Origin of the sequence: Microbacterium sp. CGR2, from assembly GCF_003626735.1 — a bacterium.
GTDB lineage: Bacteria > Actinomycetota > Actinomycetes > Actinomycetales > Microbacteriaceae > Microbacterium.
In genome coordinates, this window is sequence record NZ_RBHX01000001.1 from 444,071 (window position 1) to 467,171 (window position 23,101).

Here is a 23,101-nt window from a genome sequence, read left to right on the forward strand (position 1 = left end):
GAACTCGAGGAGATGTGACATGACCGACCAGAGAATTCTTGCGAGACGCTTCGAGACCGAGCGGCCGCGGCTGCGAGCGATCGCCGCACAGCTGCTGGGCTCGTCCGCAGACGCCGATGACGCGGTGCAGGAGACCTGGCTGCGACTCGAGCGCGTGGACGACGAAGACATAGACAATCTCGAGGCATGGCTGACGACCGTGGTCTCGCGCGTGAGCCTCGACATGCTGCGCGCCCCCCGACGCAAACGAGAGCACTCCTGGCAGGTCGAAGAGTGGCGCGACGAGCCGGCTGCGCTGGAGGACGACCCCGCCGAAATCGCCGCGGCGAGCGATCGCGTCAGCGTCGCACTGCTCGTGCTGCTGGAGATCCTCAGTCCGGCAGAACGCATCGCATTCGTGCTTCACGATGTCTTCGGCCAGTCGTTCGAGGAGATCGCCGTCGTGCTCGATCGTTCGCCCGCAGCCGTTCGCCAACTCGCCTCCCGAGCACGGCGGCGCGTGCGCGGTGCCGAGGAGCCCGCACGCCCGAACCGCGAGAACGGCCGACGCATCGTGAATGCCTGGCTCGCCGCAGCACAAGACGGGAACATCGGCGCACTCGTCGAGCTTCTCGATGACGGTGCAGTACTGCGTGCCGATTACGGCACGTCGATGCAGCTCGTCGAGGGCGCCAACGCGATCGCGGAGCAAGCTGCACTCGCGGGGCGTCTCGCGGCACATTCGACGCCGATCCTGATCGATGGGCGTCCCGGTGTTGCGGCAGTCCTCGCCGGAACAATCGTCTCGATCATGGCGTTCGACATCGTCGGCGACAGCATCATGCGGCTGGAAGTTCTCGCCGACCCCCGACGGATCGAAGCGCTCGGGGTGGACCAGATCCTCCACTGACGACATGGGATGCCTGCTCGGAGCGACCTAATTCACGCTCCCGTATGCGGCGAGGAACACGCGTACCGCTTCGGCTGCGTGGTGCGATTGCGCAGATGCCGTGGGGATCGCGCCGTCGCCGAGCAACATCGCTTCGTTGATCGCAGCCGCCAGCACGAGCCAGTTGAACGTGCGCGCCGCGAGTTCCGGATGCGGCGCGACGAGCAGGCCGTTATCGGCGAGCCCGGAGATCAGGGCGGTAAGAGTGCGGATGGACCGCTCCGGTCCGTTCTCGGAAAGCGCTGCGGCCAGCTGTGGGAATCGACCTACCTCGCCGATCACCAGCCGTCTCAGCTGCATCAGCCGCGGAGTCAGGACTGCCCGGAGCTGTTCCTCGGCGTATCGGGTGAAATACGGGGCAAGCTCGGAGGGCACTGCGGGCGGGTTGCCGAGCGCCGCGAGCGTGTCGCCGGCTCCGGTCGTCATCGACGTCACCAGTTCGACGAACAACCGGTCCTTGCTGCCGAAGTGGTTGTAGACGGTCTGCTTGCTCACCCCGGACTTCTCGGCGAGTTCATCCATGCTCACGCCGGTGTAACCGTCTCGGAGGAACTGGACCTCGGCGGTATCGAGGATCGCGCGGTGCTTCCGAGCGGAGCTTGATTCGGGACGCGCCTGGTCGGCCATTTCCCTCACCTCCGGGGTTGATGTTTTGGACTATCCAGTCTATGTTTTCACAACAAGACTCATCAGTCCAATCTGTGCGAGAGAATCGAGGACGCATGTCCAGCTTCACAACGACCGCGATGAATGACCGAGTCGCCTTCGATCACCGCGGTTCCGGGCCTGCGATCGTGTTCGTCGCCGGTGCCGGACCATGGCGCCAGATCGACCCGACGACAACTCGCACCGCCGAGCTTCTCGCGGAACGCGGCTTCACGACGATCGTCTATGACCGAGTGGGTCGGGGAGAAAGCATCGCATCGGGGCCGATCGGCATGGACAGGGAACTGGCTGCGATCGCCGCGATGATCGAGACGGCAGGTGGTCGCGCAATCGTCTGCGGACATTCTTCCGGATGCGCGCTCTCGCTGCGCGCAGCCGTCGATGGTTTCGGCGTGGCGGGACTTGCCCTCTGGGAGGCGCCGCTGGCACCTCCGGACAGCGGCGCGCGAGAACTGTCGGAGGAGCTCCGCGGACTTCTCGCTCGGAATCGCCGGGACGAAGCGCTGGCGCTGTACATGCGGGACATGCCGCCCGAGATCCTGGAGATCGTCACCTCGATCCCGGCGATGATCGACCAGGCCGACAGCCTTCAGCCGGATGCGGACGCACTCGCATGGGCGGAATCAGCGCCGCATGAGGAACTCTTCGCAGGCATCGTCGCGCCGGTCATCGCGATGATCGGCACTTCGAGCTACGACGACGTGATGGTTCCCGCTGCCGAATCGATCGTCTCGTCGATCCCTCAGGCGAGCTGGACACGCGTGGCGGGAGCGGAGCACGACTGGGAACCTGAAGCGATGGCCGAGGCGCTCGCTTCCTTCGCGGCAGCGACGCGATGAGCGCTCCGGTCTCCGCGCACCGGTTCCCCGGCATCCTCAGGCACGCGGGTCGGCGAATCCGTCGACGTGAGGATCGACCTTCCGCAGCGAAGGTGCCGACTCGTGTCCGAAGTCGGCGCTCGAGCGATCCAGCGCAGCCGCTCGTCGTGATTGATCAAGGTCGCATGCCTTGACCGCATCCCGAAGCACGCCGGGCACCAGCCGGCGATGCACAAGGGAAAGCACCGTCCAGAGGATGCGTCCGACGCCCCGGTCGTAGCGCACGAAAGTGGTCAACGCCACGCGTCCCTCGGAAGTCCTGACCACGAGATTGGCGCTGATGAGCCGGGACTCGGTTTCAAGGCGGATCCACCGCTCACCCCGCTCTGCGATCCGCCACCCCGCGACGGTATGAGGCGATCGCGCGCTCATCAGACGAAGACCGAGCAGGCGGCGCCAGATGAACCTCTGAGCGGGGCTCGGGATGTCGCCGAACATCGCTCTGGCCCAGCGCTCGGGGGAAGCGTCGGCGTGCGTGGGCATCGAGAACGTGTCGGCGTAGTCGGCGTCCGGCAGCGAGCTCAACGCTCGATCGTCCTCGGGGATCGCGGTCATCCCGACGGCACGGGTCAGCGCAGCTGCCGCGCGCCGGCCGCGGCTGTGCTCCGTCTGCTTCATGCTCGGGAGTCCCCTCATCGTTATACGCAGCTGTATAACGATGACGGTAGCAGAGGTTGTACGCTGGCGTATAGATCGAGATCAGAGGATGGGAACACTCATGGGGGCACTCCGCACACCGCGTGACACCTGGGTGGAAGAGGGTCTGCGCGCGTTCGCAGAAGGCGGTGCGGATGCCGTGCGAATCGAAGCGCTGGCCAAAAGCATGGGAGTCACCAAGGGTGGCTTCTACGGATACTTCCGCGACAGGGAGTCCCTGCTCGAGGCGATGCTCGACAAGTGGGAACAAGAGAGCACGGATGCAGTACTCGAGCTCATCAGCGACGAGGGCGATCCGAGGACCAGGATCCAACGCGCGGGCAGGCTCACCTTCTCAAACGACCGCTTGCGGCCTATCGACCTCGCCGTCCGCAACTGGGCTCGCCACGATGAACGCGTCGCCGAGCGTCTGCGACGTGTCGACAGCCGGCGGATGGAGCTACTGCGCGAGATGATCGGCGCGCTCTGCACAGACCCGGACGAAGTCGAAGCCCGAAGCCTTCTCGCGTTCTGTCTGGCCATCGGCGAGCACTTCCTCGCCGCGGATCACGGGAGTCGCGCGAGGTCGGAGGTGCACAGCCGCGCAGCGGCGATCATCCTCAGTGCCGACGCCGACAGAAAATGAGGAAGCCGTAGCCGGGTGGTGTCGACCGTCTGGACCCGCGCAGCCGCAGACACCTGCAAGGAGCTCGCCTCGGCTTTCGCAGGCGCAGCGAAAGCTAGCCTGAGAGGATGAGTGCTCGACAAGCCAGTGTCCGTGACATCGCCCAGCGCCTCATCGCTGTCTCCGATGGTACGAACATGAGAGTCGCGATCGATGGACGCACCGCCTCTGGGAAGACCACGTTCGCAGACGAGCTCGGCGAAGAGCTTGCGGCTCTCGGACGCACGGCCATTCGCGCCTCCGTCGACGGTTTCCATCGCCCGCGGGCCGAACGCTACCGTCGCGGCCGCATGTCAGCCGAAGGCTACTACCGAGACGCTCGAGACCACGACGCGATCGTCTCGCTGCTGCTTCGACCACTCGCGCCCGGCAGCGACCGGCTCATCCGAACGCAGTCCTTTGACCTGGCGAGCGACGAGCCGCTGAACGAGGAGCCCCAGCTGATCGACGCCGACGCGATCCTCATCGTCGATGGAACCTTCCTCCAGCGCCCCGAACTGGCAGAGCACTGGGACGCTGTCATCTTCATCGACACCGATCCCGCTCTCTGTCTCGAAAGAGGCGTGCAACGCGACGCCGACGGCCTCGGAGGGCAAGCGCCGGCCCGACTCTCCTATGAGAGCCGGTATCAGCCGGCATACGAGCTATACGAGACCGAAGCTCAGCCCGAGCGCACCGCCGATGTGCTGGTCGACAACAACAACCCGGCAGATCCCCACACCACGATTCGTCCCGATGGGCGGCTAGGCCCGCCGTGAACACGGAGTACCTCATGGGCGTGCTCGGACAGGGCGAGATGGCGGCACCCCGCGCCCTGGGCACGCTCACCGAACGCGAGGTGCTCACCGAAACGACCGGTTGGGCCGTAACGGCGTCTGGCAGCACCGCGGCATCTTCGAGATGGCTCGACAGCGTGTCCCCCGAACGGCCGATACCGAGGGCAGCGGACATACGCGAGGATGGCCTTTTCTGAGGATTACGAGCGACAGGTGGGGCGCGATGCGGGGCTCTCGATGACGGCACCCGATCAGTCGGTGGACGGGCTGTCGGATTTCGCTGAGCTCATGGCGCACGACCAGGAGCTCAGCGGTGATCGGATCGATCCCGCGGTGCGCAGAAAACGCAGGCGACGAGGGCTCATCATCACCGCCGCCTGCATCGTCCTGCTGCTGGCCGCGACCGCAGGCTACGTCGGGTGGGCTCTCACGGCACCGGTGAATCCGCCCGCGGTGACCACCCGCACACCGCAGGCCCCGGTCGGCGACACTGTTGCCATCGCGACACCCACGGCCGCGGCAACAGCTGTCAGCATCACCGGCGGCGACGCCTATCTGGGCGAGGCGGCAAGCGGGACCTGGTCGGCGACAGGGTCGGGCGAACCGCTCCCCATCGCGAGCATCACCAAGCTCGTCACCGCCCTCGTCATCCTCGACGCGGCGCCGCTCACCTCCGCCGACGACCCCGGGCCGACCATCACGTTCGGCAAGTCCGACCACGATCTCTACGACCAGTACTACGTGCAGGGCGCGACCATCGCTCCGATGCCCACCGGCACCTCGATGTCGCTGCACGATGCGCTGGCCGTCATGCTCATCCCCTCCGCGAGCAATTACGCCGAGGCGCTTTCATCGCGGATCTTCGGATCGCAGAACGCGTTCCTCGGCGCGACGCAGAACTGGCTCGCATCCCACGGGCTCACTGGAACGACGGTCACAGAGCCGACGGGCATCAGTCCGCGCAACATGAGCACGCCCGCCGACCTGCTGGCCATCGCGAAGCTCGCCGCCGCGCATCCGGCGATCGCTCAGATCGTCGCCACCCCGTCGGTCTCGGTCCCCGGCGCCGGCCAGCTGTACAACACCAACGGCCTCCTCGGCACCGCCGGGATCACGGGGCTGAAGACCGGGAACCTGGGCGAGGGCACTCACAGCCTGCTGTACACGTCGACACTCGAGGTGGGCGCGGCCGACCCGCTTGCGATCACCGGCGTCGTCCTCGGGGGATCGTCGCGCGAGTCAGTGAACGCCACCGTGATCGCCACACTCGAAAGCATCCGCTCCGGTTTCCACGAGGTGTCCGTCGCGACCGATGGTCAGGAGGTCGGGTCGATCTCGACACCCTGGGGATCCACCGCCACGCTGGTCATCGGAGAGAGCGCATCGATCTTCACCTGGTCGGACACGCCGATCGAGCTGACGATGGACATCGAAACCCCGCCCACGTACCGCGACGGCACGGTCGTGGGAAGTGTCACCTGGACAGCCGGGCCGAACACCGTCACCGCTCCCGTGAAGATCGCGGGGAACATCGACCCACCCACCGAGTGGTGGAGACTCACTCACCCATCCGAGCTCGGCTCCTTGACGGATGCCGGGGACTGATACGGTCTCGGCCGAAACTCCTCCAGCGTGCTGAGCATCGGGGATGAAGCGTCTGGGTGATGCTTCAGGAGCGAACGAGACGTGTGATGGCGTCGGTCGCTTCCTTGATCTTCGCGTCCGCGCTGGCGCTGTCCATCCGAGCCGCGTCGACGACGCAGTGTTTGAGGTGGTCGTCGAGGAGTCCGACGGCGACCGCCTGCAGGGCGCTGGTGAGTGCGCTGATCTGCGTGAGGATATCGATGCAGTACTTTTCCTCATCGACCATCTTCGTGATCCCGCGCGCCTGGCCCTCGATGCGGCTCATGCGGTTCAAGTACTTCGCCTTGTCGGTGATGTATCCGTGCTCGTGTGCGTCGGTGGTCGTGTGAGTGGTCATGTCCACGTCCTTCATTCTGTGGTCAGGGGTCAACGGTCAAGGAGTGACCGTGTGTGCTTGCCTCGGGTGTGAGGTCGATGCGTCGCAGCAACTGGGCGTTGAGGGCGACGACGACGGTCGACAGGGACATCAGGATAGCGCCGACAGACATCGGCAGGACGAAGCCGACCGGGGCGAGCACGCCGGCGGCAAGCGGGACTGAGAGGAGGTTGTACCCGGCTGCCCACCACAGGTTCTGCTTCATCTTGCGGTACGAGGCACGGGACAACTCGATCACGGAGATCACCGACCGCGGGTCGGAACTCGCGAGGATCACTCCGGCCGAAGCGATGGCGGCATCCGTTCCCGCCCCGATGGCGATGCCGACGTCGGCCTGCGCGAGAGCGGGAGCGTCGTTCACGCCGTCGCCCACCATCGCGACCTTCTTTCCCTCGGCCTGCAACTCCGCGACCTTGGCCGACTTGTCCTCGGGGCGTACCCCGGCGAAGACGCGGTCGATGCCGAGCTCGGCAGCCACCGACTCGGCTACGGCCTGGGCATCACCCGTGATCATCACAACCTCTACGCCGAGGCGATGAAGCGCGTCCACCGCCTGCTGAGATTCGGGACGCACTTCGTCGGCGAGCTTCAGGCCTCCGACGACCTCGCCGTCGACGACCACGTGCAGGATGATGGCGCCTTCGCCGCGCCACTCGTGCGCGGCTGCGATCTCCTTGCCGCCGATCTCGTCGAGGAGCTTCGGTCCTCCGACCCGCACCTCGCGGCCGTCGACGGTCGCCGTCACGCCGACTGCGGGCGATGAGGTGAAGCCGGACGCCTGCGCGACGGCGACACCCTTGTCCTTCGCTGCCCGCACGATGGCGCGCGCCAGCGGGTGCTCACTGTCAGCCTCGGCCGATGCGGCGAGAGCCAGCAGTCGGTCGGCGTCGACAGCTGCCGTCGCATCGACGCCCGTGACCGTCGGCGCTCCCTTGGTCAGCGTGCCGGTCTTGTCGAACAGGACGGCATCGACTTTGCGCATGCTCTCCAACGCCAGGCGGTCCTTGATGAGCACACCGCCGCGGGCCGCGCGCTCCGTGGCGATCGACACCACCAGCGGAATCGCGAGGCCCAGCGCGTGCGGGCAGGCGATGACGAGCACGGTGATGCTGCGTACGACGGCAGCATCCGGGTTGCCGACGAGGGTCCAGACGAGCGCCGTGAGTGCGGCCGAGAGCAGAGCGAACCAGAACAGCAATGCCGCGGCACGGTCGGCGATCCGCTGCGCGCGAGAGGACGAATTCTGAGCCTCGGTGACCAGGCGCTGGATGCCCGCCAGCGCTGTGTCCGCGCCGATGGCCGTGATCTCGATGCGCAGCCCCGAATCGGTCGCGACCGTCCCCGCCGTGACGGTGTCGCCGGAGGTGCGGGTGACCGGACGCGACTCGCCGGTCACCATCGACTCGTCCATCGCAGCGGATCCGTCGATGATGCGGCCGTCTGCCGGGACGCTGCCTCCGGGGCGTACGACGACGACATCGCCGACGACGAGGTCGGCGGGTGCGACCTTGACGATCTCATCGCCGTCGAGTCGCTCAGCCTCGTCGGGAAGGAGGGCGGCGAGAGAGTCGAGCGCCGAGGTCGTTTGCGCGAGCGAGCGCATCTCGATCCAGTGCCCCAGCAGCATGATGACGATGAGGAGGGCGAGTTCCCACCAGAACTCGAGCTCATGATGAAGGATGCCGAGGGTGGCGCCCCACGATGCGAAGAACGCCACCGTGATGGCGAGGCCGATGAGGAGCATCATCCCGGGCTTGCGCGCCTTGAGCTCGCTGACAGCGCCGGTGAGGAAAGGCCAGCCGCCCCACACGTACATGACCGTGCCCAGCACCGGTGCGATCAACCGCGCCCAGCCGGGCACGTCGTATCCGAGGATCATCGCGAACATCGGCGAGAACGCCACCACGGGTACCGCGATGAGGAGATTGATCCAGAACAGACGTCGGAACTGCCCGACATGGTCACCATGTCCGCCATGGCCCTCATGGCCCTCATGGCCCTCATGGCCACCATGGCCACCATGCCCCTGATGCCCGGCATGCCCGGAATCACCGGCATGCCCGCCGTGGCTGCCGGTCCCCGCATGGCCGCCATTGCCCACATGACCGCTGCGCGCTTCGTGACCGCCATGGTCCCGAAGGCCGCTGCGCTCTTCATCGCCGCCGCCGTGGCCGGTCTGATTCTGCTGGTCGTGGGCAGCGGATGTGGGCGTTTCGTCGTGCACGTGCGGCTCAGACATGAGACTTCTTCCAGGGGCTCGCGACCGTGAGACGGTCAGGCTTTGCGGAACGGGCGGGTTGTCCGATCGCCGACGTCATCAGCACTGGCATCAGCCGACTCCTCGTCCTCACTTGCAGTTGGGCACGCATCTAGGGTATACCCCGTGCGGGTATTGGTCCACGTGCTCTCATTTACGCGTGCGGTGATTGTGTGACCTGGTGGCCGGACACCGGGCAAGTCACTCCGCGGGGCTCACGGCACCTGAGGATGGCCGTGAACCCCGCGCCCGTGTCAGGCCATGTTGGCGGCGTATTTGGCGGGGTCTGAGTCGAAGGCCGGCCCGCATCCGGCGCAGCAGAAGTAGTAGCGCTCGCCCTCGTGGTCCCGGAAGAGCCCCACGGCTTCCGCGGCCTTCTTGCTGACAGGGCTGCCGACCATGACCGGGCAGGTCGTCAGGTCGTCACTGGTGCCGCCTGCCAGCAGGTTCGCACGCCCGTTTCCTGCCGCGGCAGGGTTCGGTGCGCTGGTGCTGCAACAGCTGGCGGTGGCCTCGGTGTCGTTCGTCATGCTGGGCGATTCCTCTCTCATTTCTTCGGGGAGCGTCACTGCTTGGCGACGCTCTTGAACCCGCGCAAGCGCAGGCTGTTGCCGACGACGAAGACGCTGGACAATGCCATCGCTGCGCCGGCGAGCATGGGGTTGAGCATTCCTAGAGCCGCGACGGGGATGGCCGCGACGTTGTAGGCGAACGCCCAGAACAGGTTGGTCTTGATCGTTCCGAGGGTCTTGCGCGACAACCGGATCGCATCGACAGCACTTCGGAGGTCGCCGCGCACCAGGGTGATGTCGGACGCTTCGATCGCGACATCCGCTCCCGTCCCCATCGCCAGTCCGAGATCGGCCTGGGCAAGGGCGGGGGCGTCGTTGACACCGTCCCCGATCATCGCGACCGTCTTTCCTTCGCGCTGCAGCCGGGTGACGACATCCACCTTGTCCTTCGGAAGAACTTCGGCGATGACCTCCTCGATTCCCACTTCTGCGGCGATCTGCCGGGCCACCGCTTCGTTGTCGCCGGTGAGCAGGATCGGGGTCAACCCGATCTCTTTGAAGCGAGCGATCGCCTCCGCGCTACTGGGCTTGACGGTGTCGGCCACGACGAGGACGCCGCGTGCCTGCCCGTCCCAACCGACCGCGACGACGGTCTTGCCCTCGCCCTCGGCGCGGGCCTTCGTCGCGGCGAGCTCGCGGCTCAGCTTCTGCGACCACTCGGCCAGGAGCGAATCACGACCCACGAGAACAGCGTGGCCGTCGACGATCCCCTGAACTCCCTTGCCTTCGATGTTCGCGAAGCCCTCCGGCGTCCGCAGCGCGCCGACTTCTTGGGTCGCCCCCTTGGCGATCGCCTGCGCGATCGGGTGTTCCGAGGCATCCTCCAGCGCACCGGCCAGTCGCAGCAATTCCCCGCGGTCCACGCGATCTTCCGTGAACACGCCGACGAGCGTCATCTTGCCCGTGGTGACCGTACCCGTCTTGTCCAGCACGACGGTGTCGATCCTGCGGGTGGATTCCAGTACCTCCGGGCCCTTGATGAGCACGCCCATCTGCGCGCCGCGTCCGGTGCCGACCAGCAGGGCGGTGGGCGTCGCCAACCCGAGGGCGCACGGGCACGCGATCACCAGCACGGCGACCGCCGCCGTGAACGCCGCCGTCACCGGGAATCCGGCGCCCAACCAACCGCCGAGCGCGACGAACGCGATCACGATGACGATCGGTACGAACACTCCCGAGATCCGGTCAGCGAGCCGCTGCACCTCCGCCTTCCCGGTCTGTGCATCCTCGACCAGCTGGGCCATCTGTGCCAGCTGGGTGTCGGAGCCAATCCGGGTCGCGCGGACCACGAGCCGACCTCCGACGTTCGCCGTGGCACCGGTGACGGTGTCACCTTCCGCGACCTCGACCGGGACTGCTTCGCCGGTGAGCATAGAGGCGTCGACGGCCGACGTGCCGGAGACGACGACACCATCGGTGGCGATCTTCTCCCCGGGGCGCACGATGAACTCATCACCCACCTGCAGATCCTCGACGGGGATCTTCGTCTCCACACCCCCGCGCAGCACGGAGACTTCTTTCGCGCCGAGCTCGAGAAGCGCACGCAGGGCCGCGCCGGCCTGCTTCTTGGAGCGCTTCTCGAAGTACCGTCCAGCGAGAATGAACATCGTCACCCCGGCGCCCACCTCGAGGTAGATGTTCGCCGCCCCGTCGGAGGGCGCCAACGCGAACTCGAACGGGTGCGTCATCCCGGGCGTGCCCGCTGTGCCGAAGAACAGTGCGTACAGCGACCACAGGAAAGCGGCTGAGGTCCCCATCGAGATCAGGGTGTCCATCGTCGCCGTGCCGTGCTTGAGGTTCGTCCATGCCGCCTTGTGGAACGGCCACGCCGCCCACAGGATCACGGGAGCGGCCAGTGCCAGCGAAGCCCACTGCCAGTATGTGAACTGCAACGCGGGGATCATCGCCATCGCGATCACAGGCACCGTCAGCACGATCGCGCCGATCAGCCTGTTGCGCAGCGACAGCAGTTCCGGATCCGCATCGTCGGCATCACCGGTCGTCGCGGAATCCTTCTTCGTGCCCTTCGGGGCCGGCAACACTGCGGAGTACCCTGTCTTCTCGACCTCGGTGATCAACACCGCGGGGTCGTAGCCGTCAGGGACCGTGATCTTCGCCTTCTCCGTCGCGTAGTTGACGGTGGCAACGACACCCTCGAGCTTGTTCAGCTTCTTCTCGATCCGCATCGCGCAGGAAGCGCAGGTCATACCGCCGATCTCCAACTCGACGCCTGACCCCACGCTCGGGGGTGCTGATGTACTCATGTGCTTTTCCTTCTCTTTGCTCTGGTGGAGGGGCTGTAACCGTCAGCGGGAGTGGAGATGAGGCTGGGTCAGTGCCCGTCCTCGTGCGACCCGCTGCCGGACTCTGTCGCGCCGTCATCCTGGTGCGCGGCCTCGAGGACGAATTCGGCGGTGTGCACCTGACCGTCGACCTGGAAGTCCAGGTACAGCAGATAGCGGCCCGCGCTCGGCGCCTCGGCTGCGAACGCGATCTCCGGTCCAGACGTTTCTCCGGCTTCCGGCTCGTCGCCTTCGGCATGCACGTGCAGGTAAGCCAGGTCGCCGTCTCGCAAGGCGACCAGGTGACCGAATGCCCCCAGATACGGTTCCAATGTCGTGACGGGCTCACCCTCACGCGTGACGGTGAGAATGAGATCGCTCGCCGACCCCGCTTCGAGGTCACCGTCAAGGGAGACGGTGAAGCCATCGACGTGTGCGACCCGAGTCGGCTCCGGCACCACAGGAGTGAAATCGCCTGCGACCTGGACGGTGCGGGTCAGGGTGAGCGAGGGCGCATCCGTGCCTGCCGGCGTGAAGTCGGCGAAGACGCGGTACGTGCCGGCCTCAGTCCATTCCCATGGCAACGACCACGTTCCGGTGGACTCGTCCAGCGTCGGGTGGACGTGGCGGAACTCGCTCCCGTCCGATCGCGCCACGATGAGATGCAGGTCCTTGTCGTGCGCAGTCGCGTACTCGGTGACCGGCGTTCCTGCGGCGTCCTGGATCTGGAAACTCAGCTCACCGGCCGCTCCCACTTCCGTCGGAGCGTCGACCGGCGACAGGACGTACCCGTCGATGCTGAGCGAAAGGCCCTTCAAAGCGGCCGCTGCCGCGTGGGCCGAATCTTCGGTCGCTGTCGCCGGCGTCCCGTGATCGCCATGATCCTTCATCTCCGCACCTTTCGTCCATTCGCCGACGACGCTCGCCGGCACGATGACCTGCGCAAGCCCGAAGGCCCCACCGAAGGCCACGACGAGCCCGAGGCCGTAAACAGCGAGTCGTGCGCCGGCGTTCATACCGTCCGCACCGCCGAGTATCCTGCTTCCGCTACGGCGGCCAGGATCTGCGCATCGTCAAGGGCCGCTGAGCCGGTGACGACGAGCTTGCCGGTCTGGGCGCTCACCTGGATGTCGTCGACACCGGGCACTTCTGCCACTTCCTCGCGGATCGACATCTCGCAGTGCCCGCACGTCATCCCCGTCACCTGAAACTCGTTCGTCGTCACGATTTCTCCTACTCTCGTTGGAATTACCCCTAGGGGGTACTTGTATCAAGCGTATACCCGCGCGGGGTATTCCACATGTCTCTTTCTTTCTGCGGGGAGCTCACTGCCGGATCTGTCGCGCATTTCTACGCGGCAGATCCGGCACGAGCGCAGGCGTCGCTCCTTACTGGGCGGGTGCGGTCTCACGGGTGCTGCGGCGAGCCACAGCGACGTCGTCGGACGGAATCACGAGGGTGGGGCGAGTGGCATGGTGGAGCACATTTGCGGAGGTGCTCCCGAGCAACGTCGCCTTGATTCCCCGCAGACCTCGAGATCCGAGGACAATCAGATCGACGTTCAGTTCTTCGGCGGCGTCGACGATGGCCTCCGAGGCAGTGGCCATCGTGGACGAGATGAGTGGATCGGCGTTCAGGCCGAGGTCGCGGGCCAGCTGCGCGCCATCCGCAGCGATCTTCTCCGACACGTCAAGCGCTGCAGCGTCGAGCCCCTTCAGCTTCTCCAGTGCCGGATGGCCCTCGAGGTGAGCGGCGAAGCCTTCGAGAGGTTGGCGGGCATAGAACACGACGGTGGTGGCGCCCGGGAACAGTCCGGCCACCGTGTGTATCGCGCTCTGCGCATTCCGCGATCCGTCGTACGCGATGAGCAATTTCGGGGAAGACATCAGTATTTCCTCACTAATCATTGGTTGGGCGGTCGCTAGACCGAGATGGTCTCGTCTGAGGTGACCGCAGCAGTCCTGGGCTTTGTCATGGTGATGGCCGTGATGATCGCGCCGAAGAGCGCAAGCATCGCTGCGCCGATGAAGGCCGCCGAGTACCCCTGGGTGAGTTCCACCTTGGAGGCGTCGGTGCCGGCAATGCCGTAGACGATCGCCGTGAGCACGGCAAGCCCGAGCGCGGATCCGATCTGGTAGCTGGTACTGACCAGGCCCGAGGCGACGCCGGTCTCCGCCGGAGGCGCCGCGTTGATGGCTGTGCCGAGCGAAGGGACGAAAGCGAGCGACATGCCGAGCGCGGCCAAGAGCGAGGCGGGCAGCACATCCACCACGTAGTTTCCGTCCGGGCGGACGAAGGCCAGCCATGCCAGACCTCCCGCTAGCAGCAGGAGGCCGCTGACGATGAGCGACTTCGCGCCGAATCTCTCCTGGAGCCGCGGCGCCAGAGCGATCATCACGAGGACGACCAGGCCGGTCATCGGAAGCAACGCGGCACCCGCGGCGAAGGCGCTGGCGCCGAGAACCTGCTGCAGGTACAGGTTCAGGAAGAACCACATCGACACCCAGGCGGCACCGAGCATCAGCTGTGCGCCGTTCGCGGCCCCGAGAAGAGGCGCGCGGAGCAGGCTGAGGCGCAGCAGCGGATTGCGGCTGCGTGCCTGGATGATGACGAAGATCACCAGCAAGACGATTCCTGCGGCGAGCATGCCCAGGGTCGACCAGGTGAGCCAACCGACCTCCGGAGCGTTGACGACGGCGTACACGACGGCGGCCAGTCCGACGGTCACGGTGACAGCCCCGGCGATATCGATCGAACCCGTCGCTCCTCGGAAAGTGCGAGGAAGGGCTGTCGCTGTGAAAGCGAGCACGAACAGCGCGATCGGAACCGTGACGTAGAACACCCACGGCCAGCTCACGTACTCGGTCAGGACGCCTCCGAGGAAGACGCCCGCGGTGCCGCCGATCGGAGCAGCCGCTCCGTAGACGGCGAACGCCTTGGGAAGGTCGGACGTCCCGCCGAACAGCATCATCAGGAGGGTCAATGCGGCAGGGGCGATCATCGCGGAGCCGGCGCCTTGGATCGCGCGACCCGCGATCTCGACACCCACGTTGCCGGCGGCTCCCGCCATGATCGAGCCGACGATCAGGACCAGCCAGCCGAGCACGAAGATCTTGCGTGCCCCGAACGCGTCAGACAGGCGGCCTCCCAGCAGCAGCAGTCCACCGAAGGCGACGACGTAGGCGTTGAACACCCAGGACAGCGATTCCGGGGTGAAGCCCAGAGCGCGCTGGATATCGGGCAGGGCGACGCCGATGATCGATGTGTCCATGATGACGACGAACTGCGCAGTGGCTATCAGTACGAGACCGAGCCACCGCTTCCCTCGTGACATGGGTACGGGTGTGGACATGTTTCATTCCTCCTCTGAGGCTGCGCCGGACTGTCCGGTCGCGGTGTAGCCTATACCCATAGGGGGTACCCGTGTCCTGCAATCTCATCGGAGCCAGAGAGCACACGCCCTCGTCCGCGAAGGAGACGACGAGCTCACTGCGTTGAGCATCGCTCGAGCTGAGATTGATGATCTTGCAGTGTCGACGTAGTGGGTTTCTAGTGGCACAACCGTAGCCTTCCCAGTGTCACCGGAGTAGAGTGTGACTACGAGTCACGGAAGAGGAGGTCGGATGATGAGCGGCAAGACGATCGCGACGGCCACGAAGCACAGCGCGCACAAGAGAGTGATCAAGCTCGACGTTCGCGAGGTCACCCGTCGCCTGAACGCGGCGCTCGGCGGCACGCTGGTCTCCACCCTGGCAGGTTCCAAGGACACGAAGGCTTCGTACAAGTGGGCCAAGGAAACCGGCCCCCAGCCGGGTCCCGAGGTCGTGAAGCGTCTCGTGTTCGCATACGAGCAGTGGCAGAAGGTCGCCGAGGTCGAAGGCGAGCACGTCGCTCGCGTCTGGTTCATCGGCGCGAACCCCTGGCTCGAGTACGACACCCCGATTATGGCCATCCGAGAGGACCGCCTCAAGGACGTGGGGAACGCCGCCCAGGCCCTAATCGATGACAGCTTCAGTGGCTGAGCCGGGCACACGGCGCATCTGCCAGGACACCGGACTCGCACTCGTTGCGGGTCCGGTGTCCTCGTTCCGGATCGCCCGAGAGTCGTACGGGGCACTCGCGCCGAAGCCTCGAGAAGCCAGCGATGACCCCGGCAACTGGAGTCGCTACGACACCATCGGACGAACCATCTACAGCAGCGCTGACCGCGTCACGGCGTTCATGGAACTGCTAGCGACCTACCGCACCGACATCAACGCCGAACGCCGCGCGCTGCAGCCGGCCGCAGATGCCATGGGGAAGAGCCTCGACGACTACTGGAACGAGATCGTCACCGAATGGGACGAGTCTGATCACATGAAGGCCTCATGGCTCCCCCGCACCTTCCGCGATGGACGTGCGCTGTACACGATCAAATATCCGGATGGCTGGTGGATCGACGCCTCAGCAACGGAGACGATCGCTGCCATCCATGACCTCTTCACCGGCCCCTGGCCCACAAAGGACGGCGAGTCAGAGAAGCCGCTCACGCTGTCCGACCTCACCGGGGACGACCGTGTGCTCACCACAGCGATCGCCGCCGCGATTCGAGAGCACGTCCAGCTCGACGATGGCACGTTGCCGCTCGGCATCCAGTTCCTCTCCAAGCACGGCCGCCCGGCGGACGGGTCTGGTCTGTGCTGGGCGTACTGGATGCGTCAGGTCGACAGCGGACTGGACGAGCCAGCGAAGGTGATCCGCACCGAGCCGATCCTCGATGACGACGCGGCCTTCAAGGCGGCTCAGGTGCTCTGCAAGATCAAGTCACGGTGATCGCGATGGAACTCGAGGTCACCGTCACGCCACGCGAGACCCATGTGTGGGCGCCGCGGCCCCAAGCAGCGCAGGATCTGCGTCGGGAGCTCACCGATGCAGGCTACCTCGTGCGCGACGCTGACCCGTGGGGTCTGGACGCCGCAGGTCTCATCCCTGACGGCGAGCACCTAGAGTTCGACCGCGCCCGCATCTTCGATGTCGGCATCGGCGCTGATGCGAACGCGACCCTGAATGCGCTGGTCGACTCCGGTCACACGCTCATCTGGCATCGCTGGCAGACACGCCTCTCTCGGAAGGCCTGGGGTGTCCCCGTAGCGATCCCTCGCCGAGGTCGACCCCGCGCCGGAGGCATTGAGAGAGCCACGCACTTCGGCACCAAGGTGCGCAGCAACGTCGGCCTCGGCCTGAAGATCTCCCGCGACACATACGCGACCATCAACAAGCGATCCTCAATGCCTCGCTGGTCCCGGGATGACAACCCGGAGGCGTGGGACCGGGAGAGTCGCTTCTTCGACGACGACGAGCACCGCATCCTCACCGATGAGTGGTGCGAAGCGCACCAGGCAGACGTGCTGGCGAACTTCGACATGAACATGGCCCATTTCGCCTCGCTTGACCCGGTCGAGTTCGAAACCACTCTGCAGCTGGCTCTCGACGGCCACCCGGACATGGCCGAGGTGACAGATCTCACTGAATGGGTTGGCGTGCCTGGGGTCTACATCATGGTGCTCGACGAGTACCGGCAGGTCTACGTCGGTGCTTCATCCGAGTCCGCGGGGATCGCCAAGCGCATCCGCCAGCATTGGACCAACCAGAAGCAGTTCGACCGACTCATCTTCGGCAGCGTGAAGACATCGATCCTGTCGATCGACAGCTTCCGGGCCCTGGACACCACGCGCATCTTCGCCATGATGACCGGGGACTACTTCAACGAGGAGATCTCCGTCCTCGCGCAGTTTCCACCGAAGTTCGCTCTAACGCGGAGATCGCTGAGAGTCTCCACTACGCGGAAGGGACAGTGAAGGCCGATATTCGTCACATCAACCAGCTCTGGAACGTCGAAAACCGACTTCAGGTTGTTCTTCGCGCCACCGAGCTCGGGATCATCAGCCTCTAGCCCAGCCCTGCGGATCACGATCGTGACCCCAGGGCTATGAAGCCCTTCACTAACGTGCGTTGGAACGTAGCGTGATGGAGCGGTTCAATCTCTGAACGGCAAGACACGGAGGAGCAACGATGAAGCTTAAAACCGCTGTAGTGGGCGTAGTCACCGCGCTCGCCCTTGGCATGTTGGGATCACCCGCACATGCCTCGGAGCCATTGCCGGACGATTCGATGTTCTTCTCATCAGAGGATCTCAACGAGATGGCACCGAACGGAGGTGCCGCGCTCGACCCAGACGTGTTCCTGCAGGGATTGGAAGAGCTCGAGGCTTCGCCTGCACACAGAAATGAGATCACGGAAGACGGATACACGTTCTATCAGTACGTCGTCCCGGAAGGATCACTGACCCTGCCGAGTGCTGCTGATGTGCGCGCCGCAATCGAAGCGGATTCGGCTGCTGAGGTCCCGAGTGACGTGATCACACCGTTCCTGGAAGTTCGCTTCTCGGGCATCAAGATGGCCGTCGGGTTCAACACCGTCGACCAGCAAGCTCTCGCCGCTGGTGGCGGGGCTGCGGTAGCCGCCGCGCTTTGCCTGATTCCAGCTGTGGGATGGGCAGCGTGCACCGTCATCGGCATCGTCGTAGGGGTAGCGACGACGTATCTCGTCGCCAACGGGATTTGCAGCGGTGGCCGGACCCTCTGGTGGTATGACGTCGACGGCGGATCTGTGATCAACTGTCGTTCATCCGCACCGTTCTGAGCAGTCGACTGAAAGGACTCTCCATGCGTTCATGGCTGATCTACATCATTCTCGTCGTGGCTGCGATTGCGGCCCTGGCGCTGCTTGCAACCTCCTTCCCATCGGTAGCCTCAGGGGTGTTCCTCATCGGGACTCCGATTGTCGTGGTCGCCGCAGGGCTGGGCGCTAAATTCGTCCAACGCAGGAACAAGTCCGCGCGCGCCAGGACGTCATAAGCCGAGGCGCAGACAAAGAGCTAACGGCACCCACGAGTCCTTCTCGTGGGTGCCGTCGTCATGTCCAAAGCAGTGAAGCACGCGACGTTAGCGGCGTGTGGTCTTCTGCACGGGTTAATGGGACCGTGCGGAAGTCACGCTATTCGAGGCATGCGCCTCAAACCGCGAGGTCGACGGGACGTCGGTCTCCTCGGGTATTCGGAGTGCTGATCACCAGAAACCGCGTTCCCGCGGGCCCGGGGTTGAAGAAGCGGTGTGCGAGGCCGGACGGAATCTCGACGCCCTGTCGGGCGGCTAAGTCGACCGCGCCCTCGGCAGTCTGCATCTGAGCGGTTCCCTCGAGCACGTAGAAGAACTGCGTCGCCGTGTCGTGCACATGCCACTCTTCACCGGCGCCGGCCGGCACTCGCTCCTCGATCACGGACAGCCCGGGGCTGTCGAGCAGTCGCCACCCATCGGATACCTCGCCCCAGATGTAGTGATCAGCGGTGGTGACATCGACAGGTTCGGGCATTCCTCGATCCTCGCAGACGCGTCTACTTTGCAGACGCTCGCGCCTCGTGATCCCGCTTGAGCACTGATCAGACGCCGGATACCTACTCAGCCCCATCTCACTTCAACGTCTGGCCCTTTGGCCACGATAAGACCACTTATCCGGACTATCGGCGCAGGCGACAGAGGTGAAAATGATCACCTGCCTTGACCGAGAAAAGAGTTACCCAGGACGGTTCGAACCGCCGCTAGAAAGCGGGCGGCGAACCTAGGCACGGCCCTGCCACAGGTGGATGATGTGGCTCATGAAACGGATTCGCCCCGGTGGACGGCCGTTTCGATCATCGTGAGAAGCTCGAGCCGGATGAGGTGCAGTTCCTTTGCGTCGATGTAGCCCTCCGCGGCCGCGGTCGCAGCGCCTTCTGCACTGTGGCGGATCACGAGCGATCGGCGTTGCTCGACCCCGTCACTGTCGAAGGCGCGGCGCCACCTGTCTGCATCATCGCGAAGCACGTCGATCGCAGCGGGCGTCTCGTTGAAAAGTGGCGCGAGCGCGCTGGGGGCGAAGATTCGCGCCGCCTCAGCGCTGTCGCCGGTGAGCGCGCGGACGTACGCGGACAACAGCACGCCACCACCTCGGTCGGGCTCCTCGACCAGCTGGTGAACCACACTCCAGAGACGGTCGACCACCTCCCGGCAGACGGCGGCGCGAAGCTCTTCCTTGGTGGCGAAGTGATAGAGCAGGCCGCCTTTGGAGACCCCGGCGGCGGCGGCGATCTGCTCAAGGGTCGCCGCATGTCCGCGTTCGACGAACAGCTGCTCAGCCGCCGCCACGATTGCAGGTCTGGTAGATGGTCTCGGCATGGGGCGAATCAGTGCTCCGGGGCGGTCCACACCCGGCTGCCACCCACGTAGGTCGACACGGGAGAGATCGTATGCAGGTCGAGCGGCGGAGTGGCGAACGGGTCGCGGTCGAGAATGGTGAGGTCAGCGAGCATTCCCGGTGAGATCGAGCCGGTCCGATCCCAACGATTCACGTACGCCCCTCCTGCGGTGTAGGCGGTAAGCGCCTCGGCAAGGGAGAGCCTCTGCCGCTCGATGAAGACCGGCGCGTCAGGTCCACACCCCGGTGCGACGCGGTTGACAGCGACATGAATGGCGTTGATCGGCGAGGGGTCGCTGACGGGCCAGTCACTCCCTGCTGAGAGCCTGGCTCCCGCCCGGGTGAGGTCGGCGAAGGGGAACTGCTGGTCGGCCCGTTCCGCTCCGATGAGCGGGATGCACAGGTGGTCCATCTGCTGTCCGTGAGCGGCCCACAGCGCCTGGATGTTCGCGGTGACGTTCAGTGGGGCGAATCGCGGAATGTCATCCGGTCGCACGGATTGCAGGTGAGCGATCTGGTGACGGAACAGCTTTGACTGGGACGCTGTCTCGAGCGCATCGAGCACCTCTGTGAGCGCCCGGTCGCCCATGGTGTGGAAGTGCATGTCGAACCCGGCAGCCTGCAGCTCATCGACGACCTCGAGGAGGACGTCCGGAGCGATGAGGGAGTCGCCCACGATATCGGTGGGAAGCCCGGTGACATCGAGATAAGGGGCGTGCATGGCGGCCGTGTGATTCTCGGGGATGCCGTCCTGCATGATCTTAACCGTGCGCGTGGTGAAGAGTCCTGAGGCCGCTTCCCTTTTCGCAACCATCCCAGGGATCTGACCGGTACCGAGTGCCGGATCGTAGAACAGGGCACCGTTTACGCGAGCCGTGAGGCGGCCCTCGGCTGCAGCGCGCCGGTAGGTGTCATAGACGTCCGCAATGTCCCCGAAACTCCCGACGAGCGCGTCCTGCCAGCCAGTGACGCCGTGTGCGTGCAGAGTTCGCTGCGCTGCGATCAGGGCGGTGTCGAGATCCGAGGGCGTCGGCGTCGGCTTCACGCCTTCGAGCAGCGCCATCGCAGCCTCGTGCAGCACTCCGGTGGGAGCGCCGGACCGGTCTCGTTCGATGCGTCCTCCGACCGGGTCCGGCGTGGCGGAGGTGATGCCGGCTAGGTCGAGGGCGGCGGTGTTCACCCACACGGCATGCTCGTCGCGCACCACCAGCGCGGCGGGACGGTCGCGGCAGATGGAGGCCAGAACTTCTCTGCGAGGGCCACCGTCAGGGAAGGCTGCGAAGGTCCATCCGGCCCCCGTCACCCATGGTCGGTCTGGATGGGTGCTCGCGTACCTAGCGATCTCGTCGAGGAACTGCTCCGCAGTATCCAAGGCATGCAAGGTGCATTCCTGCATGTGTACGCCCGCCATCACGGGGTGGACGTGCGCGTCCTGGAAGCCGGGCAGAAGGAGCCCTTCGCCGACGTCGATGACTTCTCCCGCAGAGGAGGTGAGTTCGTCGATCGCAGCTGGCGTGTGCGCGACCGCGATCATCACCTCGCCCGCGACGGCGACGGCGCCCGTCACCGGCGAAGCCATCCCCGCGGTCCAGTAGGAACCGCGAAACACGACATCGAGGGGCGACGAAGCCATAGCGGTCATACTCCTTCGACGTATTCGACCGTCTGAGCCGACGGCTCCGACTCGACGGATCGGCGCGATCGGCGACGGGTCAGACTGCCGATGAACGCGGCGACGAAGACCACCGCGGGGGTGAGCACCACGATGGTGTTCAGGGTACCGCCGGCTCCGGTCAGCAGTTCGATGTTGAGGATCATCATCACCAGGACCCCGATCAGCAACGCGGCGGCGATTGCGGCGATAACGCTGAACAGCACGCGGCGCGCCGTGGTGATGTCTGGACGGGGACGGGCGAAGAACACCGCGACGGCGATGGAAGCCAACGCCATCAGGCAGATCAGTCCCAGGGTTCCCGGGCTGGAGAACCAGACTGTCAGCTGTAGGTAAGGGTCCAACCCGAGCAGGCCGAAGATCAGCACGAACGCGGCAGTGACGAGGCCTTGGACGTTGCCGAAGGACGGCGACCGGTACTTGTGGTGCACACGCATTGCCAGACGGGGAAGGATGCCGTCGGAGCCCATGGAGTGTCCGTAGCGGCTGACGGCGTTGAAGTAGGCGATTCCTGAGGCGATTGAGCTGGTTACGAGGAGCGCCTGGGCGGTCAGTCCTGCCCACGGCCCGAGGTAGTAGTCCCCGATGATGTAGATCAGCGCCGTCGGGTTCTCGCCGATTGCTGCGGCCAGATCTGGGACGCTGAACGCTTGAGCAATGGCCCACGCCACGAAGCAGTAGAACACGGCGAGGAACACCAGTGAGATGACCGTGGCCCGCGGGATGGTCCGCGCGGGGTTCTTCGCTTCCGCGCGGTAGATGGTGGTCGACTCGATGCCGAAGTACGCACCGAACCACACCAGAGCCGCGGCGGCCATACCGGGGGTGAACACGTTGGAAGGCTCGAAGGATGCGAAGCTGAGCTCCGCCGGGCCGGTGCGAGCCAGCACGGCGAAGGCGATCACGACCAGAATGCCGACCTCGGCGACGAGGAGCAGCACCAGCACTTTGACGCCGACGTCGATGCCACGACGGCAGACGTACCAGATCAGTGCCGTGATGATGAGGCCGAGAACCCACCAGGGAACGTCGATACCGGTGCTGACAAGGATGAGATCTCGTGTGGTCGCACTGACGATGCCCATCCCGCCGATGTTGATGGTGAGATACGCGGTGATGGCCAATGCGGCCGCAGCGGTTCCGGCCGCCGGTCCAAGTCCTTCGCCGATGTAGGCGTAGAACGTGCCGGGTTTGGCGACGAAGCGGGTCATCGCGAGGATGCCGACGACGAACATGGCCAGGACAACCCCGGCGACGAGGAACCCTGCGGGGGCACCGATGCCACCGACGAGGAACCCGATCGGGCCGTATCCGGCGATGAGGCTGAGCGGCGCGGCGGCCGCAACGACGATGAGGGCGATGCCGCCGGCGGTCAGCACCCCTGACTTGAGGGTGACGACGGGGACAGGGGAATCTGCTTGAGTCATGACGTGCTCGACAATCTGGATCGGGTAGTGA

At 65.4% G+C, this 23,101-nt stretch carries 23 protein-coding genes; 9 read left to right on the plus strand and 14 right to left on the minus strand.

Going from position 1 to position 23,101, the window contains the following annotated elements:
• The first annotated feature begins 19 nt into the window (after positions 1 to 19).
• Positions 20 to 889 (plus strand): sigma-70 family RNA polymerase sigma factor, encoded by an 870-nt coding sequence (locus tag D7252_RS02375; RefSeq protein ID WP_120773928.1) that lies wholly within the window; start codon positions 20 to 22, stop codon positions 887 to 889.
• 27 nt (positions 890 to 916) lie between these two features.
• Here D7252_RS02375 and D7252_RS02380 read toward each other — a convergent pair whose 3' ends face one another.
• Positions 917 to 1,555 (minus strand): TetR/AcrR family transcriptional regulator, encoded by a 639-nt coding sequence (locus D7252_RS02380; protein ID WP_120773929.1) that lies wholly within the window; start codon positions 1,553 to 1,555, stop codon positions 917 to 919.
• A gap of 95 nt (positions 1,556 to 1,650) precedes the next feature.
• Between D7252_RS02380 and D7252_RS02385 the strand changes: the two genes are divergently transcribed.
• Positions 1,651 to 2,433 (plus strand): alpha/beta fold hydrolase, encoded by a 783-nt coding sequence (locus D7252_RS02385; protein ID WP_120773930.1) that lies wholly within the window; start codon positions 1,651 to 1,653, stop codon positions 2,431 to 2,433.
• Between the two features lie 36 nt (positions 2,434 to 2,469).
• Here D7252_RS02385 and D7252_RS02390 read toward each other — a convergent pair whose 3' ends face one another.
• Entirely contained in the window at positions 2,470 to 3,090 is a 621-nt protein-coding gene (locus D7252_RS02390) for a DUF2867 domain-containing protein (protein ID WP_120773931.1), read from the minus strand.
• 88 nt (positions 3,091 to 3,178) lie between these two features.
• On the opposite strand from D7252_RS02390, the gene D7252_RS02395 reads away from it, so the two are divergent.
• The 3 genes from D7252_RS02395 to D7252_RS02410 all read left to right on the plus strand — a co-directional run bounded on the left by D7252_RS02395 (position 3,179) and on the right by D7252_RS02410 (position 6,174).
• Positions 3,179 to 3,754, plus strand: a complete 576-nt coding sequence (locus D7252_RS02395) for a TetR/AcrR family transcriptional regulator (protein ID WP_120773932.1) — start codon at positions 3,179 to 3,181, stop codon at positions 3,752 to 3,754.
• A gap of 107 nt (positions 3,755 to 3,861) precedes the next feature.
• A complete protein-coding gene (locus D7252_RS02400; protein ID WP_120773933.1) occupies positions 3,862 to 4,551 on the plus strand; it encodes a uridylate kinase in 690 nt (229 codons plus the stop codon).
• A 255-nt stretch (positions 4,552 to 4,806) separates the two neighbouring features.
• The gene (locus tag D7252_RS02410) at positions 4,807 to 6,174 is read left to right on the plus strand and encodes a D-alanyl-D-alanine carboxypeptidase family protein (protein ID WP_120776754.1); all 1,368 of its coding nucleotides are present in this window, start codon (positions 4,807 to 4,809) and stop codon (positions 6,172 to 6,174) included.
• Positions 6,175 to 6,238: 64 nt separating this feature from the next.
• Here the strand turns inward: D7252_RS02410 and D7252_RS02415 are convergent, their stop codons facing one another.
• The 8 genes from D7252_RS02415 to D7252_RS02450 form a co-directional block, all read right to left on the minus strand.
• Positions 6,239 to 6,565, minus strand: coding sequence for a metal-sensitive transcriptional regulator (locus tag D7252_RS02415; RefSeq protein WP_120773935.1), 327 nt, complete (start codon positions 6,563 to 6,565; stop codon positions 6,239 to 6,241).
• A gap of 7 nt (positions 6,566 to 6,572) precedes the next feature.
• Complete coding sequence (locus D7252_RS02420) at positions 6,573 to 8,828, minus strand: heavy metal translocating P-type ATPase (RefSeq protein ID WP_251050578.1); 2,256 nt, start codon at positions 8,826 to 8,828, stop codon at positions 6,573 to 6,575.
• Positions 8,829 to 9,100: 272 nt separating this feature from the next.
• Positions 9,101 to 9,376, minus strand: coding sequence for a YHS domain-containing protein (locus D7252_RS02425; protein ID WP_120773936.1), 276 nt, complete (start codon positions 9,374 to 9,376; stop codon positions 9,101 to 9,103).
• A gap of 35 nt (positions 9,377 to 9,411) precedes the next feature.
• Positions 9,412 to 11,682 carry a cation-translocating P-type ATPase gene (locus D7252_RS02430; protein WP_120773937.1) on the minus strand — a complete coding sequence of 757 codons (2,271 nt, stop codon included), beginning with the start codon at positions 11,680 to 11,682 and terminating at the stop codon, positions 9,412 to 9,414.
• A 68-nt stretch (positions 11,683 to 11,750) separates the two neighbouring features.
• The gene (locus D7252_RS02435; protein WP_120773938.1) at positions 11,751 to 12,716 is read right to left on the minus strand and encodes a heavy-metal-associated domain-containing protein; all 966 of its coding nucleotides are present in this window, start codon (positions 12,714 to 12,716) and stop codon (positions 11,751 to 11,753) included.
• Positions 12,713 to 12,925 carry a heavy-metal-associated domain-containing protein gene (locus tag D7252_RS02440; protein ID WP_120773939.1) on the minus strand — a complete coding sequence of 71 codons (213 nt, stop codon included), beginning with the start codon at positions 12,923 to 12,925 and terminating at the stop codon, positions 12,713 to 12,715. The genes D7252_RS02435 and D7252_RS02440 overlap by 4 nt, the downstream gene beginning before the upstream one ends.
• A gap of 163 nt (positions 12,926 to 13,088) precedes the next feature.
• Positions 13,089 to 13,586 (minus strand): universal stress protein, encoded by a 498-nt coding sequence (locus D7252_RS02445; protein ID WP_120773940.1) that lies wholly within the window; start codon positions 13,584 to 13,586, stop codon positions 13,089 to 13,091.
• Positions 13,587 to 13,621: 35 nt separating this feature from the next.
• Complete coding sequence (locus tag D7252_RS02450) at positions 13,622 to 15,052, minus strand: MFS transporter (RefSeq protein ID WP_120773941.1); 1,431 nt, start codon at positions 15,050 to 15,052, stop codon at positions 13,622 to 13,624.
• Between the two features lie 274 nt (positions 15,053 to 15,326).
• On the opposite strand from D7252_RS02450, the gene D7252_RS02455 reads away from it, so the two are divergent.
• From D7252_RS02455 to D7252_RS02480, 4 genes are all read left to right on the plus strand, one after another.
• On the plus strand, positions 15,327 to 15,722 hold the full coding sequence (locus tag D7252_RS02455) for a hypothetical protein (protein WP_120776756.1): 396 nt from the start codon (positions 15,327 to 15,329) through the stop codon (positions 15,720 to 15,722).
• Positions 15,703 to 16,512, plus strand: coding sequence for a hypothetical protein (locus tag D7252_RS02460; RefSeq protein WP_147406681.1), 810 nt, complete (start codon positions 15,703 to 15,705; stop codon positions 16,510 to 16,512). The genes D7252_RS02455 and D7252_RS02460 overlap by 20 nt, the downstream gene beginning before the upstream one ends.
• A 5-nt stretch (positions 16,513 to 16,517) precedes the next feature.
• Complete coding sequence (locus D7252_RS19905; protein ID WP_183055146.1) at positions 16,518 to 17,537, plus strand: hypothetical protein; 1,020 nt, start codon at positions 16,518 to 16,520, stop codon at positions 17,535 to 17,537.
• Between the two features lie 214 nt (positions 17,538 to 17,751).
• Positions 17,752 to 18,381: a hypothetical protein gene (locus D7252_RS02480; protein ID WP_147406682.1), complete on the plus strand. Its 630-nt coding sequence runs from the start codon at positions 17,752 to 17,754 to the stop codon at positions 18,379 to 18,381.
• Between the two features lie 372 nt (positions 18,382 to 18,753).
• Here the strand turns inward: D7252_RS02480 and D7252_RS02490 are convergent, their stop codons facing one another.
• From D7252_RS02490 to D7252_RS02505, 4 genes are all read right to left on the minus strand, one after another.
• Entirely contained in the window at positions 18,754 to 19,110 is a 357-nt protein-coding gene (locus D7252_RS02490) for a cupin domain-containing protein (protein WP_120773947.1), read from the minus strand.
• A 281-nt stretch (positions 19,111 to 19,391) separates the two neighbouring features.
• Positions 19,392 to 19,922, minus strand: a complete 531-nt coding sequence (locus D7252_RS02495; protein WP_183055147.1) for a TetR/AcrR family transcriptional regulator — start codon at positions 19,920 to 19,922, stop codon at positions 19,392 to 19,394.
• Between the two features lie 38 nt (positions 19,923 to 19,960).
• A complete protein-coding gene (locus tag D7252_RS02500; RefSeq protein ID WP_120773949.1) occupies positions 19,961 to 21,604 on the minus strand; it encodes an amidohydrolase in 1,644 nt (547 codons plus the stop codon).
• A 5-nt stretch (positions 21,605 to 21,609) separates the two neighbouring features.
• Positions 21,610 to 23,070, minus strand: a complete 1,461-nt coding sequence (locus tag D7252_RS02505) for an APC family permease (RefSeq protein ID WP_120773950.1) — start codon at positions 23,068 to 23,070, stop codon at positions 21,610 to 21,612.
• Between the last annotated feature and the right edge of the window lie 31 nt (positions 23,071 to 23,101).